General features: G+C 71.2%; 11 protein-coding genes. 4 read left to right on the top strand and 7 right to left on the bottom strand.

Annotated elements, in window-relative coordinates; all coding sequences use genetic code 11:
• Both ABZU25_RS09720 and ABZU25_RS09715 read left to right on the top strand, forming a co-directional pair.
• The coding region (locus ABZU25_RS09720) for a hypothetical protein (RefSeq protein ID WP_355028916.1) at positions 1 to 884 on the top strand (884 nt) is incomplete at its 5' end.
• Between the two features lies 1 nt (position 885).
• The gene (locus ABZU25_RS09715; RefSeq protein ID WP_355028915.1) at positions 886 to 1,590 is read left to right on the top strand and encodes a class F sortase; all 705 of its coding nucleotides are present in this window, start codon (positions 886 to 888) and stop codon (positions 1,588 to 1,590) included.
• Between the two features lie 75 nt (positions 1,591 to 1,665).
• Here ABZU25_RS09715 and ABZU25_RS09710 read toward each other — a convergent pair whose 3' ends face one another.
• Positions 1,666 to 6,747 carry an NAD-glutamate dehydrogenase gene (locus ABZU25_RS09710; protein ID WP_355028914.1) on the bottom strand — a complete coding sequence of 1,694 codons (5,082 nt, stop codon included), beginning with the start codon at positions 6,745 to 6,747 and terminating at the stop codon, positions 1,666 to 1,668.
• Positions 6,748 to 7,036: 289 nt separating this feature from the next.
• Here ABZU25_RS09710 and ABZU25_RS09705 point away from each other — a divergent pair, with 289 nt between their 5' ends.
• The gene (locus ABZU25_RS09705; RefSeq protein ID WP_355028913.1) at positions 7,037 to 9,001 is read left to right on the top strand and encodes a penicillin-binding transpeptidase domain-containing protein; all 1,965 of its coding nucleotides are present in this window, start codon (positions 7,037 to 7,039) and stop codon (positions 8,999 to 9,001) included.
• A 134-nt stretch (positions 9,002 to 9,135) separates the two neighbouring features.
• Here ABZU25_RS09705 and ABZU25_RS09700 read toward each other — a convergent pair whose 3' ends face one another.
• From ABZU25_RS09700 to ABZU25_RS09675, 6 genes are all read right to left on the bottom strand, one after another.
• Positions 9,136 to 10,500 (bottom strand): arginase family protein, encoded by a 1,365-nt coding sequence (locus ABZU25_RS09700; RefSeq protein ID WP_355028912.1) that lies wholly within the window; start codon positions 10,498 to 10,500, stop codon positions 9,136 to 9,138.
• Between the two features lie 65 nt (positions 10,501 to 10,565).
• On the bottom strand, positions 10,566 to 11,489 hold the full coding sequence (locus tag ABZU25_RS09695) for a tetratricopeptide repeat protein (RefSeq protein WP_355028911.1): 924 nt from the start codon (positions 11,487 to 11,489) through the stop codon (positions 10,566 to 10,568).
• A gap of 255 nt (positions 11,490 to 11,744) precedes the next feature.
• Positions 11,745 to 13,433 (bottom strand): methylmalonyl-CoA mutase family protein, encoded by a 1,689-nt coding sequence (locus ABZU25_RS09690; RefSeq protein ID WP_355028910.1) that lies wholly within the window; start codon positions 13,431 to 13,433, stop codon positions 11,745 to 11,747.
• Between the two features lie 116 nt (positions 13,434 to 13,549).
• A complete protein-coding gene (locus tag ABZU25_RS09685; protein ID WP_355029032.1) occupies positions 13,550 to 13,951 on the bottom strand; it encodes an Asp23/Gls24 family envelope stress response protein in 402 nt (133 codons plus the stop codon).
• Between the two features lie 114 nt (positions 13,952 to 14,065).
• Positions 14,066 to 15,070, bottom strand: coding sequence for a methylmalonyl Co-A mutase-associated GTPase MeaB (meaB, locus tag ABZU25_RS09680; protein WP_355028909.1), 1,005 nt, complete (start codon positions 15,068 to 15,070; stop codon positions 14,066 to 14,068).
• A gap of 55 nt (positions 15,071 to 15,125) precedes the next feature.
• Positions 15,126 to 16,325 carry an acetyl-CoA C-acetyltransferase gene (locus ABZU25_RS09675; RefSeq protein ID WP_355028908.1) on the bottom strand — a complete coding sequence of 400 codons (1,200 nt, stop codon included), beginning with the start codon at positions 16,323 to 16,325 and terminating at the stop codon, positions 15,126 to 15,128.
• 61 nt (positions 16,326 to 16,386) lie between these two features.
• Between ABZU25_RS09675 and mce the strand changes: the two genes are divergently transcribed.
• Positions 16,387 to 16,863: a methylmalonyl-CoA epimerase gene (gene mce / locus ABZU25_RS09670; RefSeq protein WP_355028907.1), complete on the top strand. Its 477-nt coding sequence runs from the start codon at positions 16,387 to 16,389 to the stop codon at positions 16,861 to 16,863.
• The last annotated feature ends 346 nt before the right edge of the window (positions 16,864 to 17,209 follow it).

Raw genomic sequence — 17,209 nt, 5'->3', positions numbered from 1 at the left:
AGGACGAGAACGGCAAGGACGAGAACGGCAAGGACGACGAGGGCAAGGACAAGTCGCAGCCCGGCGGCCAGGGTGGCGGCGCTGCCGCCGACGCCTACGAGGACGAGGGCAGCAAGGACTGGAAGGGCGAGGAGCACGGCCAGGACGCGGAAGACAGCCGCGACGAGAAGGGCTGGGACTCCAAGGACGAAGACAAGAAGGATTGGGAGTCCAAGGACGAGCACGGCTCCGACAAGAGCTGGGACTCGAAGGACGAGCACGGCTCCGACAAGAGCTGGGACTCGAAGGACGAGCACGGCTCCGACAAGGGCTGGGAGTCCAAGGACGAGCACGGCTCCGACGAGGGCCAGGACTCCCGCAACGAGGACTCGTACGGCTCCGACAAGAGCTGGGAGTCCAAGGACGAGCACGGCTCGGACAAGGGCCAGGACTCCCGCAACGAGGACTCGTACGGCTCCGACAAGAGCTGGGAGTCCAAGGACGAGCACGGCTCGGACAAGGGCCAGGACTCCCGCAACGAGGACTCGTACGGCTCCGACAAGAGCTGGGAGTCCAAGGACGAGCACGGCTCGGACGAGGGCCGGGAGTCCAAGGACGAGCACGGCTCCGACGAGGACAGCTGGGAGAAGGAGCGCGAGTTCGTCTACTACGGCGAGGCCACTGTCGACAAGGACGCCAAGCCGGGTCGCTACGAGCTCAAGGGCTCGTGCGGCGAGGGCGAGCTTGTCGTGCTGCCGCACGGCGGTGTCGACGGTGGTGACGGTGGCGCCAGCACCGGTACCGACCGTGGCCTGGCCACCGGCGGGGCGGGCCTGCTCGGCGCTGCCGCGCTGGGCGGGATCGTGCTGATGCGTCGTCGGCGGACCGATGGTTCGCTCGTCTGACGTGACGACGACACGGGCCGGCGGCCGTCACGGGAGACCGTGGCGTGCCGCCGGCGCGGCCGTCGTCGTCACCATGGCCATGATCGGCGCCGGCATGATCGGCTTCGGCCTGAAGACCACGCCCCCGGCCCGACCGCCGCAACCGCTGGCCCAGGCCGGTCCCGAGGTGAGCAGGCCGGCCGACACCGCCTCCGCCGTCCCACCGGTCGACGGGCAGCCGGTCGGCCAGGGGGATGTGCCGGCCGGGCTGGCACGCTCCGCGCCGACCAGCATCGAGATCCCCCGGATCGGCGTCAACGCGACGGTCCTGTCACTCGGCACCAACCCGGACGGCACCGTCCAGGTCCCCCCGTTGGAGCAGGCCGACCAGGCTGGGTGGTACGAGCCCGGCGCGAGCCCCGGCGAGACCGGTAACGCGGTCATCGTCGGCCACGTGGACTCGGCGAAGCTCGGCCCGGCGGTCTTCTTCGACCTCGGCTCCCTCGTGCCCGGTGACACGATCACGGTGCGGCGGGCGGACGGCCAGCCGGCCACGTTCCAGGTCGACTCGGTGAAGGCGTACCCGAAGACGGCCTTCCCCACCGAGTTGGTGTACGGGCCCAGCGACCGGCCCAGTCTGCGGGTGGTCACCTGCGGTGGTCAGTTCGATCAGGCCGCCAAGAGCTATCCGGACAACATCGTCGTCTTCGCCACCCTGGCGGCCTGATCGGGGACGAGAACGAAACGCGGTCCGGCCGGTCGGGGTGACCCGACCGGCCGGACCGCGTCCGGCGTACCTGACTCAGGCGGCTGCGGAGGTCCGCACCAGGGTGCGGATCTGGCGCAGCAGCACCGACAGGGCGGCGAGATCCGCCCGCGACTCGTCGAACTCCCCCATCGCCCGGCGGGCCCGGTGGATCGAGGTCGCGTTCGACTGCTCCCACTGCTGCACCCGCTCGTGCGGCGGCAGGTCCTCCGGTGTGGAGTCGAGCACCTCAGCGGTGAGCGCGGCCAGCGCGGCGTACAGGTCGTAGCGCAGCGCCATCCGGGCCAACGTCTGCCAGCGGTCCTCCCGAGGCAGCAGGGAGATCTTCGACAGCAGCGAGTCCACCCGGAACAGGTCGGACAGCACGAAGTAGACCGAGGCCACCTCGCTGACGTCCCGCCCGCTGGCCTTCGCCGTCTCCACCACGTCCATCAGACCGAAGCTGTACATCAGCCGGGTCGCGCGTTCCGCCAGCTCGCGGGGCAGCCCACGCTCGGTCATCGAGTCCATGTGCGCGGCGATGCCCTGCCGCTCGTTGCCGTAGAACAGCTCCTCCAGCCCCGGCAGCAGCCGGGTGACGCCGTCGCGCAGCCGGGCGATCTCGGCCGGCACGTCGATCGGTGAGCGCCGGTTGGACACCAGCCACCGCACCGCCCGATCGAGCAGCCGACGGGTGTCCAGGTAGACACTTGTCTGCAGCTCCGGTGCGACCTTGTTGTCAAGCGCCTCGACCGCGTCCCACAGGTCGCGGAGGCCGAACACCTCGCTGATCACCACGTACGCCCGGATCACGTCGGCCGCGCTGGCCGCCGTCTCCTCGACCACCCGGAAGATGAACGAGATGCCGCCCCGGTTGATCGCCTCGTTGACCAGCACTGTGGTGACGATGTCCCGGCGCAGCCGGTGCCGGCCCATCCGGTCGGCGAACCGCTCACGCATCGGCGTCGGGAAGTAGTTGACAAGGACCTCGGTCGTCCACTCCTCGTCCGCCAGACCCTCGGTGAGGATCTCCCGCTCCAGGACGATCTTCACGTACGCGAGCAGCACCGCGAACTCCGGCGCGGTCAGCCCGGACTCGCTGCGGACCGCCAGTTCCTCATCCGGCGGCAGCGCCTCCAGCGCCCGGTCCAACGCGCCTGAACGCTCCAGCTCGTTGATCATCCGGCGGTGCACCGGAAGCAGCGAGGCGGCCTGCGCCTGGGCGTTGTTGATCGCCCGAGCCTGGTCGTAGTTGTCCCGCAGCACCAGCTCCGCGACCTCGTCGGTCATCCCGGCCAGCAGCTCGTCGCGCTCGGCCGTGGTCAACTCGCCGTCGGCCACCGCCGTGTTCAGCAGGATCTTGATGTTCACCTCGTGGTCGGAGGTGTCCACCCCGGCCGCGTTGTCGATGAAGTCGGAGAAGATCCGGCCGCCGGTCAACGCGTACTCGATCCGGCCGAGCTGGGTCCAGCCCAGGTTGCCACCCTCGCCCGCGACCCGGCACCGCAGGTTGCGCCCGTCCACCCGGATCGCGTCGTTGGACTTGTCGCCCACCTCGGCGTTGGTCTGGGTGGACGCCTTCACGTAGGTACCGATGCCGCCGTTCCAGAACAGGTCCACCGGAGCGGTGACGATCGCCTTCATCAGCTCCTGCGGCGACAGGTGCGTGACGTCGTCGTCCAGGCCGATCGCCGCCCGGACCTGCGGCGTGATCGGGATGGACTTCGCGGTACGCGGGAAGATGCCACCGCCGGCCGAGATCAGCTCCGGGTTGTAGTCCTCCCACGAGGACCGGGGCAGGTCGAACAACCGCCGCCGCTCCGCGTACGAGGTGGCCGCGTCCGGTTCCGGGTCCAGGAAGATGTGCCGGTGGTCGAAGGCGGCCACCAACCGGATGTGCTCGGACAGCAGCATCCCGTTGCCGAACACGTCGCCGGACATGTCACCGACACCGACCACAGTGAAGTCCTGGGTCTGGGTGTCCAGGCCCAACTCCCGGAAGTGCCGCTTCACCGACTCCCAGGCGCCCCGGGCGGTGATGCCCATCCTCTTGTGGTCGTAGCCGGCGGAACCGCCGGAGGCGAAGGCGTCACCCAGCCAGAAGTTGTGCGCCGTGGAGATCTCGTTGGCGATGTCGGAGAACGTCGCGGTGCCCTTGTCCGCCGCCACCACCAGGTACGGGTCGTCGCCGTCGTGCCGGACCACGTCCTCGGGCGGCACGATCTGCCCGCTGACGATGTTGTCGGTGACGTCCAGCATCGCGCTGACGAACTCCTGGTAGCAGGCGACCGCCTCGTCCCGGTCGCCCGGCTTCTGCTTCAGCACGAAGCCGCCCTTGGCGCCCACCGGCACGATCACCGTGTTCTTCACCATCTGCGCCTTGACCAGGCCGAGCACCTCGGTCCGGAAGTCCTCCCGCCGGTCGGACCAGCGCAACCCGCCCCGGGCCACCGGCCCGAACCGCAGGTGCACGCCCTCGAACCGGGGCGAGTAGACGAAGATCTCGAACTTCGGGCGCGGCGCGGGCAGGTCCGGAATGGCCTGCGGGTCGAGCTTGAACGCCACGTACGCCTTCGGTCGCCCGTCGGAGCGCTTCTGGTAGAAGCTGGTCCGCAGGGTCGCCTCGATCAGCGTCAGGTACGAGCGCAGGATCCGGTCCTGGTCGAGGCTCGCCACGTCGTCCAGCGCCTCCCGGATCATCTCCACCAGCTCACCGCTGCGCTGCTGCCGCTGCTCGGTGGTCTGCTCGCCCGGCGCGAACCGGGTCTCGAAGAGCTCCACAAGCAACGCGGCGAGCTTCGGGTACGCGACGAAGGTCTGCTCCATGTAGTCCTGGGAGAAGACAGTGCCGGCCTGCCGCAGGTACTTCGCGTACGCCCGCAGCACCACCACCTGCCGCCAGGTGAGCCCGCCGCGCAACACCAGCTCGTTGAACCGGTCCACCTCGGCCTCACCGCGCCAGGCCGCCGCGAAGGCGTTCTCCACGTGCGGGCGCACCTCGGCCAGCTCGTGGTGCCCCTCGGGCAGCATCAGGCCGAAGTCGTACAGGTAGACCCGGCCGTCGATCCGGTCCACCTCGTACGGGTGCTCGTCGACCACCCGCACACCGAGGGAGTGCAGCACCGGCAGCACGGCGGAGAGCATCATCGGTTCGCCGTACCGGTAGACCTTGAACCGGACGTCCATCGCCTCGGCCAGGTCCGTGCCGGGCACCCGGGTGCCGGGGCGGGGTGCGAGTTGCTTGCGGAACAGGTGCATCTCCAGCTGGCCGGGCTCCTCCAGCAGCTCCAGCTTCGCCAGGTCCTTCATCGCCTCGTACGGCGTGTGCCCGTCCTTGTAGCCCTCCGGGAAGGCGTCGGCGTACCTGGTGAACAGGTGCTTGGCCTGCTCGTCGCCGAGCTTGCGCTCCAGCACCAGCCGGTAGTCGTCGTCCCAGAGTCGGGTCGCGTCGGCCAACTCCTCGGCCAACAGGTCGGCGTCGATCTCGCCGGGTGGCCGGGTCGGGTCGGTACGCACGATGAAGTGCACCCGGGCCAGCATCGACTCGGTGACGCGGGTGGTGTAGTCCACCCCGACACCGTTCAGCTCACGCAGCAGGATGTCCTGCATGCGCAGCCGGTTCTGCGTGGTGAACCGGTCCCGGGGCAGGTAGATCAGGCAGGAGATGAACCTCCCGTACGCGTCCCGGCGCAGGAAGACCCGCAGTTGCCGGCGACCGGCCATCCGCAGCACGCCGATCACCGCGTGGTAGAGATCGTCGGTCTTGATCTGGAACAGCTCGTCGCGCGGGTAGGTCTCCAGGATCTGGATCAGATCCTTACCGGAGTGACTGCGCCGGCTCAGGCCGGAACGGTTCAGCACCTCGGCCACCTTGCGGCGCACCACCGGCAGCTCCCGGACGCTGGTCCGGTACGCGGCGGTGGAGAACAGGCCGAGGAAGCGCCGCTCGCCGATCACCTCGCCGGCCTCGTTGAAGATCTTGAAGCCGAGGTAGTCCAGGTAGGCCGAGCGGTGCACGGTGGCCCGCGAGTTGGCCTTGGTGATGATGAGCAGGCGCTTCTCCAGCACCTTCTCGTGCGCCTCGGGCGTCATCGACGCCAGCGGCCGGGCCTCCGGCGCGTCGGAGCGCAGGATGCCCAGTCCGGTGCCGAGCACCGCCTCCAACGCCTTGCCGTCGACCTCCTCGCCGGTAGCGCCGCCCGCGGCGTCCACCAACCGGTACTCGCGGTAGCCGAGGAAGGTGAAGTGGTCGTGGGCGAGCCACCGCAGCAGCTCCACCGAGTCGGTGATGTCCTTTTCCGGCACCGGTGGGCGGTTGTCGGCGGTACGCGCGGAGGCCAGCTCGTCGGCGAGCGCGAGGGCACGCTGCCGCATCTTCGGCCAGTCCTCCACCGCCTCCCGCACGTCGGTGAGCACCCGCTGCAACTCGCGGCGCAGCCGGTCCCGCTCGGCCGCGTCCCGGACCGGGTCGATCTCGATCCGCATCCAGCTCTCGATGATGTCGCCGGCGATCGCGTCGTCCGGCTCCACGTCCGCGGAGACCTCGGTGAGGCGGCCCAACGGCTCACGCCTGACCACCACCAGCGGGTGCACCAGCAGGTGCACATCCAGGTGGTACGAGTTGAGCAGCGCGGTGACCGAGTCGACAAGGAACGGCATGTCGTCGGTGACGATCTCGACGACCGTGTGGTGCTGGTCGGCGTGTGGCTCGTGGATCCGCAGCTTCAACTCGCCGGGAACCCGCTGCTGGGCGAGGTCCCGGTGCGCCCGGGCCGCGTCGAGCATCTCCTCCGCCGTGAAGCCGACCAACTCCTCGTCGGGTGCGAACCGCCAGAAACGGCCGACGAGTGTCGCCGCGTCGTGGTCGTCCCCCGCGAGCGCGACAGCCTGAGCCACCAGGCGCTCCGCGTTGGGAACAGGTTCGTCGAGCTCGGCGTCCTCCACGTCGTCGGCCAATGCCTCGGTCGGCAGGCCCAGATCGTAGATGGTGTCGATGCTCGACCCGGTCAGCCCGGTGACTCCCGTGTCGAGCCGGCCGTAGCCGTCCCCGTCGGTCGCCGAATCGAAGCTGTCGTCGTCCCGTCCGGAGTCATCCTGCCGGAGGTCGGGTTCCGGTTTGATCGCCGGACGCCGGTCCATCGGTGCCACTCCCCTCGACCCACCGCGTTGTGGGTCACTCTGCCGCTCAGCCTAGGCCCTGCCGTTGTGCGCCTTCGTCGGCGGACCACTGGGCAGGCGTCCGGATCGGGACTTTGTCCTTTCACCCGTTGCGGGTCTGAGGTTGGCCGGCTGCGGGATACCCCGCCACGCGATGTTCATCACACCGGCCCGGCCCGTCTTTGAGCGCGCCCCCCGCTGTGGGGGACGTTGGGGACGACGTCGGCGTACTACCGTGCGAAGGCGCTCCGAGATCGGAAGGACCAGCTTCATGCCCTCGTCGTACCCCCGGCCCCTGCGGCCGAACCCCGTCCGCCGCGTGGTCGCCGCCCTCACCGCGGCGCTGCTCGTGGCCGGCGTTCTGGCTGGCTGCTCGGGTGACGACGGGCCGGAGAGCACCGTCGACGCCTTCCTCGCCGGTTGGCGCGGCGGCGATCTCCAGGCGGTCGGTCTGATCGACCCGACCGGCAGCAAGCTGCCGTCGACCGAGGTGAGTCGCGAGATCAAGGAGCTTTCCGGTGAGCTGGCGGCGACGCCGCCCACGCTGACGCGTCGCGGCGCGCCGAAGGTCAAGGCGGACATCGCCACCACAACCGTCCAGGTGGAGTGGAACCTGCCCGGTCAGACCCGCTGGACGTACGACCGGGAGGTGCGTCTCGCCCAGGGCGACGACGACCAGTGGCAGGTGATCTGGGAGCCAAAGGTGGTGCACGAGCAGCTCACCAAGGGTGACCGGTTGGCGTTGCGCCGCGACGCCAGCGCCCGCGCCGGGGTGCTGGACGCTGCCGGGCAACCGATCGTGACTCCCCGGCCGGTGGTGCGGGTCGGTGTGCAGCCAGACGGGGTCACCGACCTCAAGAAGCTCGTGCAGGATCTCGACGCGGCGTTCAGGGCGATCCGCCCCGCTTTGGTCCCGGCGGTCGACCTGACCGACCTGCCCGAGCGGGTGGCCAAGGCCGAGCCGGGTGCCTTCGTCGAGGTGGTGTCGCTCCGCGAGGAGGCGTACCGACAGATCAAGCCCCGGATCTACGACCTGCCCGGCACCAAGTTCACCTCCGACAAGATCGACCTGGCGCCGACCCGGGAATTCGCCAGGGCACTGCTCGGCACTGTCGACGCGGCGCAGGCCGACGACCTCGCCGCACACCCCGACCGGTACGTCGTCGGCGACCTGGTCGGGCACGGCGGGCTACAGGGCCGCTACGACGAACGGCTGCGCGGCGGCCCCGGGCTGACCGTGGTGGTCGAGCGTCCCGCCGAGGGCGGCAAACTGGAACCGACCGGCGCCGAGTTGTTCCGCCGGGAGCCCCAGCCCGGTCAGGCGCTGAAGACCACGCTGGACGTCGCCGTCCAGAACGCGGCCGACGGGGCTCTGCGCGCCGAGCCACGGCGGTCCGCGCTGGTGGCGCTCCGGATCAGCGACGCTGCGGTGCTCGCCGCGGCGAACGGCCCCGGGCCGGCCGGGGAGAACCTGGCCTTCACCGCGCAGGTGCCGCCGGGCTCCACGTTCAAGATGATCAGCACGCTGGGCCTGCTGGACCGGGGCGCTGTCACTCTGGACGGGCCGGTGGCCTGCCCGAAGACCTTCACCGTGGACGGTCGGTCCTTCAAGAACTCCGACAACTTCGAGCTCGGTTCGGTGCCGTTCCGCACCGACTTCGCCAAGTCCTGCAACACGGCGTTCGCCTCGCTGGCACCGAAGCTCGGCGGCGACGGGCTGGCCGCCGCCGGCCGCTCGTTGGGCCTGGAGGGTCAGTGGGACCTCGGCACGGACGCCTTCACCGGCAAGGTGTCCACGGGCGGCAGCCTGGCCGAGCAGGCCGCGGCATCGTTCGGGCAGGGCACCACGCTGGTCAGTCCGCTGGCCCTGGCCGGTGCCACCGCGGCGGTCGCCCGAGGCGCCTTCATCCAGCCGAAGCTGCTGGTCGACCCGGCGCCCGCCAAGCCGGCCGTGACCGACGGACCGCTCAAGCCGCAGTCGATCGAAGCGCTGCGCGCGATGATGCGCGAGGTGGTCACCACCGGCACCGGCAGCGCGCTGAAGGATGTGCCGGGCGAGGTCTACGGCAAGACCGGCACCGCCGAGTACGACGACAACCCGGCCCACACCCACGCCTGGTTCGTCGGTTGGCGGGGCGACGTGGCGTTCGCCGTCTTCGTGGAGAAGGGTGGCGCCAGCACGGCGTCCGCCGTCCCGATCGCCGAGCGCTTCCTCCGCGCCCTCCCGACCACCTGACCCACCGCCGGGGGCCTTGGCTGGCGCCCGGCCTTGATCCACTCGGTTTTGCTGAAACTGCGGTGTCCAAGCCGCCCGGACACCCCGGATTCAATGACACCGAGTCGATCAAGGCTAGGCGGCCGAGAGTCAGGTCAGGCGGTGTCGGCGTTGTGCCTTTCGGGCGGGTTCTGGGTCGACGGGGAGGTGCGTCGGAGGAGACCTGGGCCGGCCGACGCCGGCGGGCCTACCGGTTCGCGCTCGACCAGAGGCGCGACACTGGCCGCGACGCCCGACGGCTCGGAGTTGGCCCGCCCGCCCCTGCCGACTGACTCCGCCTCGGCCGGGACGTCGTCAGGCACCGCGCCTACCGATGGACCGACGCCAGCAGGCCCGAGAGCAGCAGGCCCGACACCGGCGGAGTTGATGTCAGCCGGGACATCAAGCCCCGCAACCCGCTCGACGCGGACGAGCCCGTCAAGCCCAGCCAGCCCGTCGAGCCGCTCAGCACGGTCGGGACGCTCGGTGGCGGTCGCGGCACGGCCGTTGGCGCGCCGAGGGCCGGGGGTCGACCGGGACGACAGCAGCCGGGGCGGCACCGCTTCCGGGGCGGTGACCGGGGCCAGGCCGGCGACGACGGTGTTGACGATCTCGGCCGCGTACGAGCCGTCGGGGTCGTAGTCCGGGTCGAAGACGGTCAGCTCCACGCCGAGGCAGTGCGGGGTGTCGACCAGGCCGGCGAGCAGGATCTCCAGCTCGGCGAAGGCAATCCCACCGGGGTCGGGGGCGTCGACGGCGGGCATCACCGCGGGGTCGAGCACGTCCACGTCGATGTGCACCCAGTAGCCCGCGCAGTCGGCGAGTTGCTCGTGCGCCCACTGGGCTGTCCGGGCGGCGCCTTCGGCACGCAGCGCCGGCACCGGCCGGGTGGTGATCCCGGCGGCCTGCAGGTCGAGCCGGTACTCATCCTGGGCCCGGATGCCGAGCACCACCACGTCGATGTCGCGGAAGTAGGGCCGGCGACCCTCGATCGCGGCCAGGTCGGCCTGACCGCGCCCGGTGACGAGGGCCAGGTCCTCCCCGGCGGCCGCGCCGACGTAGGAGGCGTTGCCGGGGTGTCGAAAGTCGGAGTGCCCGTCGACGAAGACCAGCCCGATCCGCCCGCCGACGGCTTCACCGAGGCGGTGCATGGCCAGCGCCGAGCCGAGCAGCACGGAGCAGTCGCCGCCCAGCACCACCGGGAACTCGCCCCGGTCGATGATCGAGCCGATCCGTTCGGCGAGGGCCAGCGAGTAGTCGGCGATCTCCCGGGCGTGACACACCCCGTCGCCGGGCCGCCAGTCGCCCGGGTCGTAGCGGGCTGGGGTGACACAGCCGGCGTCGCGGGCGCGGAGCCGGGCCAGCAGTTCGTGGTCGCGCAGCGCGCCGGGCGCCTTGGCGCAACCGGGGACCGACGTGGACGTCGGCGGCCGCAGACCGAGATTTGTCGGCGCGTCGAGGACGGCGATCCGGCGCATCATGAGCTCCCGTCCTCGTTGGTCGGGCGGGCCGGCCGGAACGCCGGCCCGCGCTGGCGTGCTTTGACTCAGAACAGGGCGCTGGCCAGTGCCCGGCGCGCCGAGGCGACGGCCGGATCGTCCGGGCCGGCGATGGAGAAGAGCGAGACCAGATGTTGACGGACGGTCTCCCGGTCTTCTCCGGCGGTGCGCCGGACCAGACCGACGAGCCGGGCGTACGCCTGCTCGGCCAGGCCGCTGAGCACCTCGATGTCGGCGGCCAGCAGTTGGGCGGCCACGTCGTCGGGGGCGCTCTCGGCGGCGGCCAGCGCGGCGGCCGGGTCCGCGCCGGCGACCCGACGGGCCACCCCGACCTGGGCCAGCCCCGCCGTGGCCGCGGCGTCCGCAGGGGCATCGGCCAGAATCTTCCGGTACGCCTGCTCGGCGGCGTCCAGATCGCCGCTCATCAGCGCGTCGTCGGCCTCGTCGAGGCGGGGGTCCTCCGGCTCGGCGACTGTCACACCGCCGGCCTTGAGCACGGCCTGGATCCACTGCCGCAGCTGGGCCTCGGGCACCACCCCGGAGAAGGCGTCGACCGGCTGACCGCCGACGACCGCGTAGACCATCGGGACGCCCTGGACTCGGAACATCTGGGCGATTCGCGGGTTTTCCTGCACGTCTACCCGGGCCAGCACCCAGGTGCCGCCGCCCTCGGCGTTCAACTGCTCCAGGACCGGGGCGAACTCGTCGCTCTCCGGGAAGCCGGCCGCGCCGAAGAACACGACGACGGGCACGGCCATCGACCGTTCGAGCACCTCGGACTGGATTGTCGCCTCGGTGACGTCGATGATGGCGGTGCTCCCGCCGGCGGTGGGCGCGCCGGGGGTGCCGTTGGACGGGCCGCCCTGCGGGGGCGTGCCGGGGCGGGTACTGGCTGGTGCGGGGCCACGCAGCGTGCTGAGGTCGACCGCGCCGCGGGTGAAGATCGACGAGGTGATCCGTGGGTCGCTCATGGTTACCTAGTCTCGCACGTGAGCCGCCGATCTCAGGTCACCCACAACCCCGACGTTGCAACTCTCACCCTGCTCTCCCGCCCCGCCCGCACCCCCGCCCCCGGCCACCGCGATCTCGCAGTTCCGACAGCCGAGACGCGGCGTTCGCGTCGTCCGCCGGGACCGCACCTGCAAGATCACGGACGTGGTGCGGAACACGGGGCTGGGGGCGCGGGAACGGGAGGTGCGGGGGTGCGGAGCGCGGGTGGGGTGGGGTCAGAAGCGGGCGGGTTCGCGGTAGGTGCCCCACTCGGCGCGTAGGGCGTCGCAGATCTCGCCGAGGGTCGCTTCGGCGCGGACGGCGTCGAGCATCGCGGGGACCATGTTCTCGTCGGTGCGGCTGGCGTCGACCATCCGGCTCACCGCCGCGCGGACCGCCGCGTCGTCCCGGGCGCCCTTGCGCTCGGCCAGCATCCGGCGCTGCTCCAGCTCCACCTCGTGCGAGATGCGCAGGATCTCCAGCTCCTTGGCGACAGTGCCGGTGTGGCAGTTGACCCCGACGATCTTCTTGTCGCCCTTCTCCAGTGCCTGCTGGTAGACGAAGGCCGACTCGGCGATGTGCCCGGTGAACCAGCCGTCCTCGATGCCGCGCAGGATGCCCGAGGTCATCGGGCCGATCTGGTGCGGCCCCTCCCCGCCGAGCTGCCGGATCCGGGCGAAGATCTCCTCCGCCTCGGCCTCGATCTTGTCGGTCAGCGCCTCGACGTACCAGGAGCCGCCGAGCGGGTCGGCCACGTTGACCACGCCGGTCTCCTCCATCAGCACCTGCTGCGTACGCAGGGCGATCTCGGCCGACTCGTCGGTGGGCAGCGCCAGGGTCTCGTCGAGCGCGTTGGTGTGCAGCGAGTTCGTTCCGCCGAGCACCGCCGCGAGGGCCTCGACGGCGGTGCGTACCACGTTGTTGACCGGCTGCTGCGCGGTCAGCGACACCCCGGCGGTCTGCGTGTGGAACCGCAGCCAGAGGGCCTTCTCGCTGGTCGCGCCGTAGACGTCGCGCAGCCAGCGGGCCCAGATCCGGCGGGCGGCGCGGAACTTGGCGATCTCCTCGAAGAAGTCGAGGTGCGAGTCGAAGAAGAAGCTCAGCCCCGGCGCGAACACGTTCACGTCCAGGCCGCGCGAGAGGCCCAGCTCGACGTACCCGAAACCGTCGGCCAGGGTGTACGCCAACTCCTGCGCGGCGGTCGAGCCGGCCTCGCGGATGTGGTAGCCGGAGACCGAGAGTGGCTTGTAGCGCGGGATCTCGGCGGCGCAGTATTCCATCAGGTCGCCGATCAGGCGCAGGTGCGGCTCCGGGTCGAAGAGCCACTCCTTCTGCGCGATGTACTCCTTGAAGATGTCGGTCTGCAGCGTGCCGTCCAGTTTGGACAGAACGGCGCCCTGCCGCTCGGCGGCGACCAGGTACATGCAGAACACCGGCACGGCCGGGCCGGAGATGGTCATCGAGGTGGTGACGTCGGCCAGGTCGATGCCGTCGAAGAGCGCCTGCATGTCGGTGGCGGTGTCGATGGCGACGCCGCAGTGGCCGACCTCGCCGAGCGCCTGCGGGTCGTCCGAGTCGCGGCCCATGAGCGTCGGCATGTCGAACGCGACCGAGAGGCCGCCACCGCCGGCGCCGAGGATCATCTTGTAGCGCTCGTTGGTCTGCTGGGCGTTGCCGAAGCCGGCGAACTGCCGGATCGTCCAGGTCCGCCCGCGGTAGCCGGTCGGATACAGACCCCGGGTGTACGGGTACTCGCCCGGCCAGCCGATCCGCTCGAAGCCCGGGTACGCGCTGCCCTCGGGCGGCCCGTAGACCGGTTCGACAGGCATCCCGGAGATCGTGGTGAAGTCAGCGTCACGCTTGCGTGCGGCGTCGTACCGGGCCTGCCAACGCGCCCGTCCGGCATCGATCTCGTCGGCGTCCATGAGCAGGGCTCCTCCTCGGGTCCTCGACTGCACGTCGAGTGTAGGGCCCTCACCTGAACGATCGCTAAGTCCCGTAGTACCGACGGGTAACGTGCGGCGCTCCGCCCCGCTCCGCGCTAGGCGGTCGGCCCGCCCATCGCCACGTCGTCGACCCGGATGTTGACCTCGTCGACCCGCAGCCCGTACGCCTCGACCGCCTCGGTCACCCGAGCCCGCACCTGCCCGGTGATCTCCGGCACCGGCTGGCCGGCCTGGATCACCAACACCAGGTTGACCACTGCGGCATCGCCGGTCACGTGGGCCGAGCAACCCCGCCGGGCGTCGCCCACCTGATCCAGCCCGACCCGGTCCAGCACCGAGTTGAAGAACCGGGCCACGTCCCCGCCCAACTCGGCCACCCCGGGAACATCGCGGGCGGCCGCGACCGCGATCTTCTCGATCACCTCGTCGGAGACCTGCGTCGTTCCGCCAGCCCCCGCCGATGCCGTGATCAGCTCCTGCGTCGCCTCGTGGTCCACAGCCACTCCCCTGCTCCTCGCGCCACCGCGCCGGCACACCGCCCGGCCCCCACCGCCGTGGGGCGCTGCGAGCCTACAAGGACGGCAGGCCGCCGGGATGTCCCCGGTGGACGGTCAACGGGCGAGCTGGGCGAGCAGCTCGTCCGCCGCCCGGTACGGGTCGATCGCGCCCTCGGCGACCTTGGCGGCGAGCGTGGCCAACTCCGTACCGTCGCGCAGTGAACCGATCCGGGCGCGGAGGGTGCCGAGCGCGATCGCCTCGACCTCGGCGGCGGCCCGCGCCTCCTGGCGGCGGCGCAGCTCGCCGTGTTCGACGAGCCAACCCCGGTGCTTGTCGATCGCCGCCGCGATCTCGTCGATCCCCTCGCCACGCGCGGCGACCGAGCGGACCACCTGCGGTCTCCACTGCCCCGGGCCACGCTCACCGAGGGCGATCATGCCCTGGATGTCACGGACGGTGGCGTCGACGCCGTCCCGGTCGGCCTTGTTGACCACGAACACGTCGGCGATCTCCAGGATGCCGGCCTTGACCGCCTGGATCGCGTCACCCATGCCGGGAGCGAGCAACACCAGCGTGGTGTCGGCCAGCGAGGCCACCTCCACCTCGGCCTGCCCGACCCCGACGGTCTCCACAAGCACCACGTCACAGCCGGCGCCCTCCAGCACCCGGACCGCCTGCGGTGTCGCCGCGGCCAGCCCGCCGAGGTGGCCTCGACTGGACATGGACCGGATGTAGACGCCCGGATCGGTGGCGTGGTCCTGCATCCGCACCCGGTCGCCGAGGATCGCACCACCGGTGAACGGACTGGACGGGTCGACCGCCAGCACACCGACCCGATGCCCCTGCGCCCGCAGCGCGCGGACCAGCTCGTTCGTGGTGGTCGACTTGCCCACCCCCGGCGAACCGGTCAGCCCGACGACCTGGGCCTGCCCGGCGTACGGCGCCAACGCGGCGGCGACCGCCGGCAGCAGCGCGTCGCCGTTCTCCACCAATGTGATCAGCCGGGCCACCGCGCGGGGATCACCCGCGCGGGCCCGCTCGACGAGCATCGGTACGTCCCGACTGCGGCGCAGGGACGTGGTACCCGCTGCCGGGATCTGCTCGGCCGCCTCGCTCACAGTGCCGCCTTCGTTCGCGACAGTGGGGCTCGCAGAACCGGCTCGTTCCTCGCGCTCACCGGGCCGCCGCTGCGCTTCCCGGCACGTGGATGATCAGCGCGTCGCCCTGGCCACCGCCACCGCAGAGCGCCGCCGCGCCGGTGCCGCCACCGCGCCGCTTCAGCTCCAGGGCGAGGGTGAGGACGAGACGCGCGCCGGACATGCCGATCGGGTGCCCCAGCGCGATGGCGCCGCCGTTGACGTTGACCTTGTCCGGACTGATGCCGAGGTCCCGGGTGGACTGCACGCCGACCTGCGCGAACGCCTCGTTGATCTCGATGAGGTCCAGGTCGGCGACGCTCAGGCCACCCTTCTTCAGCGCGTGGTTGATCGCGTTGGACGGCTGTGAGTGCAGGGAGTTGTCCGGGCCCGCCACGTTGCCGTGCGCACCGATCTCGGCCAGCCAGGTCAGCCCCAACTCGGTGGCCTTGGCCTTGCTCATCACCAGCACGGCAGCGGCACCGTCGGAGATCGGCGACGAACTGCCGGCGGTGATGGTGCCGTCCTTGGCGAACGCGGGGCGCAGCTTGGCCAGCGACTCGACGGTGGTGTCCGGGCGGATGCCCTCGTCCTCGCTGATCACCAGCGGGTCACCCTTGCGCTGCGGGATCACCACCGGGGCGATCTCGTCGGCGAAGTGACCGTTCTTCTGCGCGGCGGCGGCCCGCTGGTGGCTGGCGGCGGCGAAGGCGTCCTGCTCCTCGCGGCTGATGCCGTGCCTGGTGCCGAGGCGCTCGGTCGACTCGCCCATCGAGCAGCAGTCCCAGGCGTCGCTGAGCCCGTCGTGCGCCATGTGGTCCTTGACCACCACGTCGCCGTACTTGTAGCCGGTGCGCTGACCCATCAGCAGGTGCGGGGCGTTGGTCATCGACTCCATGCCACCGGCCACCACGATGTCGAACTCGCCGGCACGGATCAGCTGGTCGGCCAGGGCGATCGCGTCCAGGCCGGAGAGGCAGACCTTGTTGATGGTCAGCGCCGGCACGGACATCGGCACGCCGGCCTCGACCGCCGCCTGCCGCGCCGGGATCTGGCCGGTGCCGGCCTGCAGCACCTGCCCCATGATCACGTACTGGACCTGGTCGGGGCTGACCCCGGCACGCTCCAGCGCGGCCTTGATGGCGATCCCGCCGAGCTTCGTGGCCGGAAGGTCCTTGAGGTTGCCCAGCAGCCGCCCCATCGGGGTCCGCGCGCCGCTGACGATCACCGAAGCCATGCCTGCCTCCGAGGGGGTGCCGTGCTGTACGCCTTAACGAATGTTCGGCCAGACTAGCGCCATGACTGAGAACTCCTCCGCCGAGCCCGGTGCCGACTCCGTCACAGACATCGGGCTTCGCAAGATCGACCACGTCGGGATCGCCGTCGCCGACCTGGACGCCGCGATCGACTTCTACCAGCGGACGTTCGGAATGCGCTGCGTGCACGTCGAAACCAACGCCGAGCAGGGCGTGCAGGAGGCGATGCTGACCGTCGGACCGACCACCGAGGGCGGCTGCGTGCAACTGCTCGCCCCGCTCACCCCCGAGTCGACGATCGCCAAGTTCCTGGATCGCAACGGGCCGGGTGTGCAGCAGGTGGCGTACACAGTGGTGGACATCGACGCGGCCTGCGCGGCGCTGCGGGCGCGGGGGATGCGGCTGCTCTACGACGCACCCCGGCGCGGCACCGCGGACAGCCGGATCAACTTCGTACACCCCAAGGACGCCGGTGGCGTCCTGGTCGAACTCGTCGAGCCCGCCCCCACCCTCCACTGACCCCCGCGCCCCGCCCCGCACCGCCGGTGCCGCCGGTGCCGCCGGTGCCGGTGCCGGCAAGATCCGCACAACTTCAGGGATGTTGCTGCCTCCACCGCACTTGAGGCAGCAACATCCCTGAAGTTGTCGCTTCCGCACGCGCCGCACGCCCACGCGCCCACGCGCCCACGCGCCCACGCGCCATGGGCCCACGCGCCGCCGCGCCCGCCCCACGCGCCGCCGCGCCCACGCCCCACTCCCCGCCGCGCCCCACGCCCCGCCGCGCCCCACGCCCCGCCGCGCCGCCGACCGCCACCGAGATGCCGATCCACACCACCCGGGGCAACCGACGCCCCTGGGCGCGGGC

Origin of the sequence: Micromonospora sp. NPDC005215 (assembly GCF_040607915.1) — a bacterium.
In the GTDB taxonomy this organism is placed as follows: domain Bacteria; phylum Actinomycetota; class Actinomycetes; order Mycobacteriales; family Micromonosporaceae; genus Micromonospora.
Note: the sequence above shows the minus strand (reverse complement) of the source record. Positions and strands in the feature narration are given on the sequence as shown.